Here is a 9,852-nt window from a genome sequence, read left to right as displayed (position 1 = left end):
CGTAACTATAACGGTCCTAAGGTAGCGAAATTCCTTGTCGGGTAAGTTCCGACCTGCACGAATGGCGTAACGACAGCGGCGCTGTCTCCACCCGAGACTCAGTGAAATTGAAATCGCTGTGAAGATGCAGCGTTCCCGTGGCAAGACGGAAAGACCCCGTGAACCTTTACTATAGCTTTACACTGAACGTTGAGTTCGTCTGTGTAGGATAGGTGGGAGGCTATGAAACTGTGGCGCTAGCTGCAGTGGAGCCATCCTTGAAATACCACCCTGTCGTGCTTGACGTTCTAACCTAGGTCCGTAATCCGGATCGGGGACCGTGTATGGTGGGTAGTTTGACTGGGGCGGTCTCCTCCTAAAGAGTAACGGAGGAGCACGAAGGTACGCTCAGCGCGGTCGGACATCGCGCACTGTGTGCAAAGGCATAAGCGTGCTTGACTGCAAGATCGACGGATCAAGCAGGTACGAAAGTAGGTCTTAGTGATCCGGTGGTTCTGTATGGAAGGGCCATCGCTCAACGGATAAAAGGTACTCCGGGGATAACAGGCTGATACCGCCCAAGAGTTCATATCGACGGCGGTGTTTGGCACCTCGATGTCGGCTCATCACATCCTGGGGCTGTAGTCGGTCCCAAGGGTATGGCTGTTCGCCATTTAAAGTGGTACGCGAGCTGGGTTCAGAACGTCGTGAGACAGTTCGGTCCCTATCTGCCATGGGCGTTGGAGATTTGAGAGGGGCTGCTCCTAGTACGAGAGGACCGGAGTGGACGAACCTCTGGTGTTCCGGTTGTCACGCCAGTGGCATTGCCGGGTAGCTATGTTCGGAAGCGATAACCGCTGAAAGCATCTAAGCGGGAAGCGCGCCTCAAGATGAGATCTCCCGGGACACAAGTCCCCTAAAGGAACCATGTAGACTACGTGGTTGATAGGTCAGGTGTGTAAGTGCAGCAATGCATTGAGCTAACTGATACTAATGATCCGTGCGGCTTGACCATATAACCTCAAGATGCTTCCTCATAAGCATCCCTTAGCGCGACACACGTCGATCGCTCTCACTCGCTCGCTACATCACAACCCATGAGAGGCTGGCGCCCTGCCGTCCTCGGTCCAACAACCGAGAACACGCACGCGGCGACACTCCAACCGTCTCCCTGGTGAAATTAGCGCTGTGGAACCACCCGATCCCATCCCGAACTCGGAAGTGAAACGCAGCTGCGCCGATGGTAGTGTGGCTCAAGCCATGCGAGAGTAGGTCATCGCCAGGGGCTTTACCCCAAATCCCCGTCCCACTAGGACGGGGATTTTTTATTGCGCGGGCGAAATACCAACACGACGCACGCAGGCGAGCGAAGCACAGGCGCACGCCCCGCGGCGACATGCCACCCGCGGGCTGCGCGCCGTACCCTCACCCCAACCCCTCTCCCGGCGGGAGAGGGGCTCGGTTCCTCCACGGCCTCCTGGGCGTCTGTTGTCGACAAGCGGCAACCCGGCCTACGAGCATCTGCCTGCCAAGGCCTACTGCACGATCGAACCGACTCTGCGTCCAAAGTGGACAGAGCATGTAGGCGATCCTGTGACTGGTCATTGGATGCATTACGCGCACTTCCTGGTGCGCGTTTCTCATCGATTGCAGATCCGCTCACGTGCAATCTGCCGATGAATGCCGGTCGGCGCGTCCACATGTCACCGTCAAGTGCATTGGCGTTCAGCCGAACATGTGGGCCACTCCGCACTCGGTGAGGCGTTTTGACGACGCGCATCGCACCGTTCCATGTGGCGATGCGTCTCTTTCATGCCCCGCCGCTTAGACTTTTCCACCTCAGGCGACCGCGTAGGCATCGATTGCTCTACATGCGCACCGCCCTTCGGCCCCTTTCACCCACCACGAGGCCTTCCCCATGAGCCAAGCCAATGGATACGCCGCTCAGGCATCCGATCAGCCGCTGACCCCCTTCACCTTCGAGCGCCGTGCGCTCGGTGCGCATGATGTCAGCATCGAGATCCTCTACTGTGGCGTCTGCCACTCGGATCTGCACACCGCCCGCAACGAGTGGCACAACACCCAGTACCCGTCCGTCCCCGGTCATGAAATCGTCGGCCGCATTACCGCGGTGGGCGATCAGGTCACTGCCTTCAAGGTCGGCGACCTGGCCGGTGTTGGCTGCATGGTCGACAGCTGCCGGCATTGCGCCTCCTGCGCCGATGGCGAAGAGCAGTACTGCGAGAACGGCTTCGTCGGTACCTACAACGGTCCGATGTTCGGCGGGGAGAACACCTATGGCGGCTACTCCGATCACATCGTGGTCGACGAGAAGTACACGCTGCAGATCCGCCACGATGCCGACCAGCTGGCGGCGGTGGCGCCGCTGCTGTGCGCGGGCATCACCACCTATTCGCCGCTGAATCACTGGAAGGTCGGCCCGGGCAAGAAAGTCGGCATCGTCGGCCTGGGCGGCCTTGGCCATATGGGCGTGAAGATCGCCCACGCCATGGGCGCGCATGTCGTGCTGTTCACCACGTCGGCCGGCAAGCGCGAGGATGCGCTGCGCCTGGGCGCGAACGAGGTGGTCGTGTCGAAGAACGCCGACGAGATGGCGGCGCACACCAACAGCTTCGATTTCATCCTCAATACCGTGGCGGCACCGCACGACCTCGATGCGTTCCTGACCCTGCTCAAGCGCGATGGCACCATGACCCTGGTCGGCGCGCCGGCCGAGCCGCATCCGTCGCCGACGGTGTTCAACCTGATCATGAAGCGGCGCCAGTTGGCCGGTTCGCTGATCGGCGGCATCCGTGAGACCCAGGAGATGCTGGATTTCTGCGCCAAGCACGGCATCGTGTCCGACATCGAGACGATCGAGATGGCGCAGATCAACGAGGCCTACGAGCGCATGCTCAAGGGCGACGTGAAGTATCGCTTCGTCATCGACATGGCCAGCCTGGGGCAGGCCAAGCAAGCGGCCTGAGCCGACGGCGACCGTGGCGGTCAGCCGCCGCGGTCACGTCATGCGTCATCGTCATCCCATGAAAGCCCGGGCAGCGCATGCCCGGGCGTTTCTGTAGCGGTAGCTCTCGTCGCGGCCGAAGTGCTCTACGCGTGGGCTTCCGATCGGCATTCGAGGCGCTCGGAAGACGTCCGGCAACCGCGCACCGCTGCGTGCGGTAAGCGATTTGCACGAGGTGGTGGCGGCGAGGATGCCCAGTGCGCCGCGCGACCGATGGGGGTAGAGACGACAACGGCGCCGAAGCGCCGCTGCCATGACACGAAGGAAGCCGCCGCCTACTTGCCGGCGGCAGGCTCGGCCGCGGGCAACGACGTCGGCCTGCCCATCATCTTGTCGCGTGCGGCCTTGAAGGGATTGTCCGCGTACCAGTTCGGCCAGCTGTCGCCGGCGGCCAGTTCCTTGCCAACGCCGTACACCGCCTGCAGGTCGTCCATCACACCGTCGAGCTTCCAGGTCGCCGGGTCGTACTCGTCGGCTGGCGTGTGATAGCGCTTGGCGTACTCGGCTGCCGCACGGCGTCCTGCTTCGATGCCACCGTCGACCAGGTCTTCGCCGCCGTCGATGTACAGCGCCGGCACGCCGGCCTTGGCGAAGTTGAAGTGATCCGAACGGAAGTAGAACCCGCTCTGCGGCGCGTCTTCGGCGTGCAGCACGCGGCCTTGCGCGGCCGCGATCGGCTTGAGCAGGTCTTCCAGCTGGGAGCTGCCGAACCCGTTGACCACCAGGTCCTTGGCGCGCCCGTCCACCGGCATCGCATCGAGGTTGATGACGCCGGCGATCTTGTTCAGCGGGAAGGTCGGATGCGCCACGTAGTACTTGGAACCGAGCAGCCCCGATTCCTCCAGCGTCACCGCCAGGAACACCACCGAACGCTCGGGCTTGGGCTGCTGGTGCGCGAACGCCTCGGCGATTTCGAGGATGCCGGCCACGCCGGTGGCGTTGTCGACCGCACCGTTGTAGATGTTGTCGCCGGGCTCGCCCTCGTGCTTGCCCAGGTGATCCCAGTGCGCCATGTACAGCACCGCTTCGTCGGCGCGGCTGCCGCCGGGCAGCACCCCGACCACGTTGCGCGAGGTCTTCTCGGCGATGGTGCTCTTCAGGTCCACCGAGAGCTTGGCCTTCAGCGGGACCGGCTTGAAGCCGCGCTTGCTGGCGTCCTTGTAGGCCTGCGCCAGGTCCAGGCCGGCGTCGGCGAACAGCTGCTTGGCCGCCTCGGCGGTGAGCCAGCCCTGCACCGGAATGCGCGGCTCCGGATCGTTCTTCGCCGGCAGGTCGTACTGCGCGCCGGACCAGGAGTTCTTGACCACGTCCCAGCCGTAGCTGGCGCCGGGCGTGTCGTGCACGATCAACGCGGCGGCGGCGCCCTTGCGCGCGGCTTCCTCGAACTTGTAGGTCCAGCGCCCGTAGTAGGTCATGCGCTTGCCTTCGAACAGGCTGCCATCGCCGGTGTGGAAGCCGGGGTCGTTGACGAACATCACCACGGTCTTGCCCTTCCAGTCCTGGCCGGCATAGTCGTTCCACTTCTGCTCCGGCGCGTCCACGCCGTAGCCGACGAAGACCATGTCGCTGCCATCGAGCTTGACCTCGGGCTGGCCGGTGCGCGTGCCCACCACCATGTCGGTGCCGAAGGCCAGCTGCCGTGCTGCGCCGTCGTGGGCGATGGTGAGCGTGGTGCCCGGCGCCGCGGTGGTCTCGGTCATCGCCACGTCCTGGAACCAGCTGTCGCCGTTGCCCGGTTGCAGGCCGATGCGCTGCATCTGGTCGCGGATGTAGCTGACCGTCTTGTCTTCGCCAGGCGTACCCGGACCGCGGCCTTCGAAGGCATCGGAGGACAGCGTCTTGACCAGTTCCGCGAAGTCCGCCGGTGCGATTCCGGTGGAGAACGCGTGCGTGGGCGCCGCAGCGGGTGCGGGCGCCGCGGCCGGTGGCGCGGTGTCGGCGGCCGGGGCAGGCGCTTCGCGTTTGCACGCGGTCAGCGCGGCGGCTGCGGCCAGGCACAGCACGAGCTTGCGGGACATGGGGGCTCCTGATGGCGAGGGAACCCTGGATTCTATAGGCAAGCCGCACGCGCCCGGGCGGGCGCGTCGTCGCGGCATGGCTCAGTTGTTCGGCGCGGTGTCGCCGTCGAAGGGCAGCGCGGTGGCGCCGGTGATCGGCCCGGTCTTGGCGCTGCGATGCACGTACAGGGTCACTTCGCGCTCGAAGCGCAGCGGGCCGTCCACCACCGCACGCGGGCCGACGATGACCCGTGGCTTGCGCGTCGGCTTGAACGACATGCTGAAACTGGGCTTGTTGATCGAAATGCCACCACCGACATGCGAATCGTGGCCGACGGTGATGTCGCCGTTGACCGTCTCGATGCCCTTGTCCAACTGCGTGGCGACCAGGCCGATGCTGCCGTTGACGCTTTCGATGCCGCCGCCGACGCGGCCGCCGCGGTCGACGAAGATGCCGCCGTTGACGGTTTCGATGGAACCGGCGACCTGTGCGCGCTCGCCGAGGGTGATGCCGCCGTTGACCGTGGACAAGCCCTTGGTCTGCGCGCCGTCGGCGACCTTGACGCTGCCGTTGACCGTTTCCACGCTGCCCACCTGGGCGCCGGACTGGACGGTGATGCTGCCGTTGACCGTTTCCAGATCGCCGTACTGCTTGCCGGCGTCGGCAGTGATGCTGCCGTTGACCTTGCTGATGCCCTCGCCCGCGAACGCCGGGCCGGCCGTCAGGGCCAGCGCCAGCACAACCGCCAGATGCATGCGTTTCATCCTTCACCTCCCGGGCGCCGGCGATGCGGCCGCAATCAATCGTGGGGCGATCACAACACGCTTCGCTACAATCCACACCTGCCTGAAGTCACTGGACCCTCGCTTGCCCGCAGCCGCGCCTGTCCCATCGCATTCCGCCGCGCCCCGCGCGGCCGAGCGGCGTGCGCCCGGACACTGGCGCGGCCTTGTGCGCCGCCTGCTGGCGCTGACGTGGCTGCTGACCGCCGGCGTAGCCGCGGCGCAGAATCCGCGCGAGGCCGAGAAGCGCCTGGAAAAGGTGCGCAGCGAGCTGAAGAGCGTGGCCGAGGAGCGCCGGCAACTGGAAGGCAAGCGCGGCGACGCCGCACGCCAGTTGCGCGAGGCCGACGAGAGGGTCGCCGTCACCGGCCGCAGCCTGGCGCAGACGCAACAGGCGCTGCAGCGGCACCAGCAGACCCTGGCCGAGCTCGAGCGCAAGCGCGATGGCCTGCGCAGTGGCTTGACGCGGCAACGCGCCGAACTGGCGCAGCTGCTGCGGGCGGCCTATGCCATCGGCGGCAATGCGCCGCTGAAGCTGCTGCTGGCGCAGGACCGCGTGGCCGACGCCAACCGCCTGCTGGCGTATCACCGTTATCTGCAGCGCGAGCGCGCGCAGCGCATCGCGACCTTGACCCACGAGCTGCAGGCGCTGGAACAGGTGCAGCGCGAGGTCGTCGAACAGAAGCAGCAACTGAGCGAGGCCCAGCGCCGCCAGCAGGAACAGGCCCAGGCGCTGCAGCGCGACCGCAAGCAGCGCGCCAGCGTGGTCTCGGAGCTGGACCAGCGCTACCAGGACCGCAGCGAACGCGAGAAGGCGCTGGGCCAGGATGCCAAGGCGCTGGAAACCCTGCTCGCCAACCTGCGTGCCGCCGCCGCCCGCGCCGAGGCCGAGCGCCGCGCCGCGGCCAGGCGCGAGGCGGCCGAACAGGCGGCGCAGGCCAAGGCCGCGGCGAAGGCCGGGCGTGGCGGCGGCAAGATACCGCCCAAGGTGGTCGCCTCGGCACCGCCGCTGAAGGTCGGTGGCCTGGGCTGGCCGCTGTCGGGCGACCTGATCGCGCGCTACGGCGGCCGGCTGCCCGATGGGCGCACCAGTAGCGGCGTGCTGATCGCCGCGCCCGCCGGCAGCACCGTCACCGCGGTCGCCGACGGCACGGTGGTGTTCTCCGACTGGATGACCGGCTACGGCATGATCCTGATCGTGGACCACGGCAATGGCTACATGAGCCTGTACGCGCACAACGACACCCTGCTGCGCGACGCGGGCGCCAAGGTCAAGCGCGGCGATGCGGTGGCCAAGGTCGGCAATTCCGGCGGCCAGGGCCGCCCGGCGCTGTACTTCGAACTGCGCCGCAATGGCCAGCCGGTGGATCCGGCGTCGTGGCTGCAGCGCCGCTGAGCCACGCGGCTGCGGCGCGTTCAACGCGAATTTAGCTCGGCTTCGCGCATAATCCGGACAACCGCGCCGTGCACGGTGCGGGTCTTCCCCAATCGGAGTGCTTCATGCGCGTAGTCCTGTCCGCAGCCCTGTTGCTCGCTCTGGCGCCGCTGCCGTCGATGGCGCAACGCGCCGAGGCGCAGACGCCCACGGCCCCGGCGGCCAGCGCCGACGATCCGGATTCCACCGAATCGGCCAGTGCCAAGGTGCCGCTGGACGAGATCCGCCGCTACGTGGCGGTCTACAACGCGGTGAAGGAAGCCTACGTCGATCCGGTCGACGACAAGAAGCTGATGCAGTCCGCCATCCGCGGCCTGCTGCTGGACCTGGATCCGCACAGCACGTATTTCAGCAAGGAAGACGCCGAAGCCTTCGACGAGCAGACCAGCGGCGCCTACGACGGCATCGGCGTGGAGCTGCTGCAACTGCCGGACAACACGCTCAAGGTGGTCTCGCCGATCGACGACACGCCTGCCGCGCGCGCCGGCCTGCGCTCGGGCGACATCATCATCGCCATCGACGGCAAGCCGATCAGCGCGGTCAAGGCGATGGAGCCGCTGCGCGGCGAGCCGGGCAGCAAGGTCGTACTGACCATCGCCCGCGACAAGGTCGCCAAGCCGTTCGACGTGACCCTGACCCGGCAGACCATCCGCGTGGCCAGCGTGCGCAGCCGCATGCTCGAACCCGGCTACGGCTATATCCGCATCAGCACCTTCCAGGCCGACACCGGCGCCGATTTCCACAAGCAGTTGCAGCAGCTGCAGGCGCAGGCCGGCGGCAAGTTGCGCGGCCTGGTGCTGGACCTGCGCAGCAATCCGGGCGGCCTGCTGACCGCGGCGGTGCAGGTGGCCGACGACGTGCTCGACAAGGGCACCATCGTCAGCACCCGCGGGCGCATCTCGGTCAGCGATTCCAAGTTCGACGCCACCCCCGGCGACCTGCTCAACGGCGCGCCGATGGTGGTGCTGGTGGATGCCGGTTCGGCCAGCGCCTCGGAAGTGCTGGCCGGCGCGCTGCGCGACAACAAGCGCGCGCGCATCGTCGGCAGCCGCACCTTCGGCAAGGGCTCGGTGCAGACCGTGCTGCCGCTGGACAACGGCGACTCGGTCAAGCTGACCACGGCGCGGTACTACACCCCCAGCGGCAAGTCGATCCAGGCCAGCGGCATCGTGCCCGACGTGGTGCTGCATCCGGAGGCCAGCGCGGACGATGCCGACAAGCCGGCGGCGATCGCCGACTACAGCGAAGCGACCCTGCCGGGCCACCTGCATGGCGACGACGAGGGCGCCGAGGGCTACACCGCCGGCGACGTGCTGCCGGGCGACGGCCCGATCGCGCAGGCGCTGGCCGAACTGAAGCAGCCCGGCGCGGTGGCGCGGGCGGCCGCGGCGGCACCGGCCGGCAAGGGCAAGGCCAAGCCGGCGCACAAGCCGGCGGGCGCGGCGCCGAAGGCAGCCCCGGCGAAGCAGCCGGCGGCGGAACCGACCAAGCCCGAGCCCACCAAGTCCGAACCTGCCAAGACCGAGTCCGACAAGACCGGCTCCGACAAGACCGGGCCTGCGCCGGCCTCCGGCACCTGAGCCGACGGCGGCCCACCTCGCCATCGCGCGCGGCGTGGCCGCTGCGCGGCGTCGGTGGCCAGCCGCTCAGTCGGCGACGCTGAGGACCTCTGGATTGGCCAGCCGCTGCGGCGCATCGGCGGCGAAGGCCAGCACGTTGTCGAAGGCGGCGCCGAAATACAGGTCGTAGCTGCCCTGTTCGACGTAGCCCAGGTGCGGCGTCGCCAGCACCCGCGGATGCCGCAGCAGCGGATGCCGCGGATCCAGCACCGGCTCCTGTTCGAACACGTCCAGCGCTGCCTGTCCCGGGCGTCCGGCGTCCAGCGCGGCCAGCAGCGCGCCGGGCGCGATGAGTTCGGCACGGCTGGTGTTGACCAGCAGCGCATCGGGTTTCATCCGCAGCAGGTCGTCCAGTCCGATCTGGTGGCGGGTGGCCGCGACCAGCCGGCGATGCAGGCTGAGCACATCGCTCTCGGCGAACAACGCCTCGCGGCTGGCGGCGACCGCGAAGCCGTCGGCGCGCGCCTGCGCACAACTGTCCTCGCTCCCCCATACCTGCACGCGCATGCCGAAGGCGCGGCCGTAGGCGGCGACGCGGCGGCCGATCTTGCCGTAACTCCAGATGCCCAGGGTCAGTCCGTCCAGGCTGCGGCCCAGCTGCGCATCGCCGGTGGCCTGCCAGTGCCCGGCCCGCAGCGCATCGCGGTAAGCGGGCAGGCGCCGGCTGGCGGCCATCAGCAGCGCCCGGGTCAGTTCCGCCGGTGCCAACGGTGAACCGACGCCTTCGGCCACGGCCACGCCGCGCGCGGTGCAGGCGGCCAGGTCGATGTGTTCGCCGATCCGCCCGGTCTGGCTGATCAGGCGCAGCTTCGGCAGGCGCGCCAGCAGGGCGGCGTCGATGCGGGTGCGCTCGCGGATCAGCACCAGCGCCTCGGCCTCGGCGGCGTGGCGAACGAAGGTCTCGCGGTCGGGCGCCAGCGCGGTCAGCACCCGCACGTTGTGCGCCTGCAGCCGCGCGAAGCAGGGCAGGTGGCGCACCGCATCCTGATAGTCGTCGGCGATCAGGATGCGCAT

The 9,852-nt window shown here is 67.4% G+C and carries 6 protein-coding genes and 2 rRNA genes (1 of these 8 cut by a window edge); 5 read left to right on the top strand and 3 right to left on the bottom strand.

The genetic code is table 11. The features are described 5' to 3' along the window. The 3 genes from CEK65_RS01930 to CEK65_RS01920 all read left to right on the top strand — a co-directional run. A 23S ribosomal RNA gene (locus CEK65_RS01930) occupies nucleotides 1–994 on the top strand; it begins 1,886 nt to the left of the window's first position. 155 nt (nucleotides 995–1,149) lie between these two features. Next, a 5S ribosomal RNA gene (gene rrf, locus CEK65_RS01925) occupies nucleotides 1,150–1,264 on the top strand. A gap of 633 nt (nucleotides 1,265–1,897) precedes the next feature. Continuing rightward, nucleotides 1,898–2,965: an NAD(P)-dependent alcohol dehydrogenase gene (locus CEK65_RS01920; protein ID WP_152180588.1), complete on the top strand. Its 1,068-nt coding sequence runs from the start codon at nucleotides 1,898–1,900 to the stop codon at nucleotides 2,963–2,965. Between the two features lie 314 nt (nucleotides 2,966–3,279). Here the strand turns inward: CEK65_RS01920 and CEK65_RS01915 are convergent, their stop codons facing one another. Next, nucleotides 3,280–5,022, bottom strand: a complete 1,743-nt coding sequence (locus CEK65_RS01915; RefSeq protein ID WP_152180587.1) for a M28 family metallopeptidase — start codon at nucleotides 5,020–5,022, stop codon at nucleotides 3,280–3,282. Nucleotides 5,023–5,103: 81 nt separating this feature from the next. Then, complete coding sequence (locus CEK65_RS01910) at nucleotides 5,104–5,766, bottom strand: hypothetical protein (RefSeq protein ID WP_017908044.1); 663 nt, start codon at nucleotides 5,764–5,766, stop codon at nucleotides 5,104–5,106. A 187-nt stretch (nucleotides 5,767–5,953) separates the two neighbouring features. Between CEK65_RS01910 and CEK65_RS01905 the strand changes: the two genes are divergently transcribed. Next, a complete protein-coding gene (locus CEK65_RS01905) occupies nucleotides 5,954–7,180 on the top strand; it encodes a peptidoglycan DD-metalloendopeptidase family protein (protein ID WP_152180586.1) in 1,227 nt (408 codons plus the stop codon). A gap of 104 nt (nucleotides 7,181–7,284) precedes the next feature. Beyond that, a complete protein-coding gene (locus CEK65_RS01900; protein ID WP_152180585.1) occupies nucleotides 7,285–8,799 on the top strand; it encodes a S41 family peptidase in 1,515 nt (504 codons plus the stop codon). A 66-nt stretch (nucleotides 8,800–8,865) separates the two neighbouring features. Here CEK65_RS01900 and CEK65_RS01895 read toward each other — a convergent pair whose 3' ends face one another. After that, nucleotides 8,866–9,852: a D-2-hydroxyacid dehydrogenase family protein gene (locus CEK65_RS01895; RefSeq protein WP_152180584.1), complete on the bottom strand. Its 987-nt coding sequence runs from the start codon at nucleotides 9,850–9,852 to the stop codon at nucleotides 8,866–8,868.

The sequence above is a fragment of the Xanthomonas sp. LMG 12459 genome (genome assembly GCF_009192905.1).
GTDB lineage: Bacteria > Pseudomonadota > Gammaproteobacteria > Xanthomonadales > Xanthomonadaceae > Xanthomonas_A > Xanthomonas_A sontii.
This window is presented reverse-complemented; position numbering and strand designations above follow the sequence as displayed.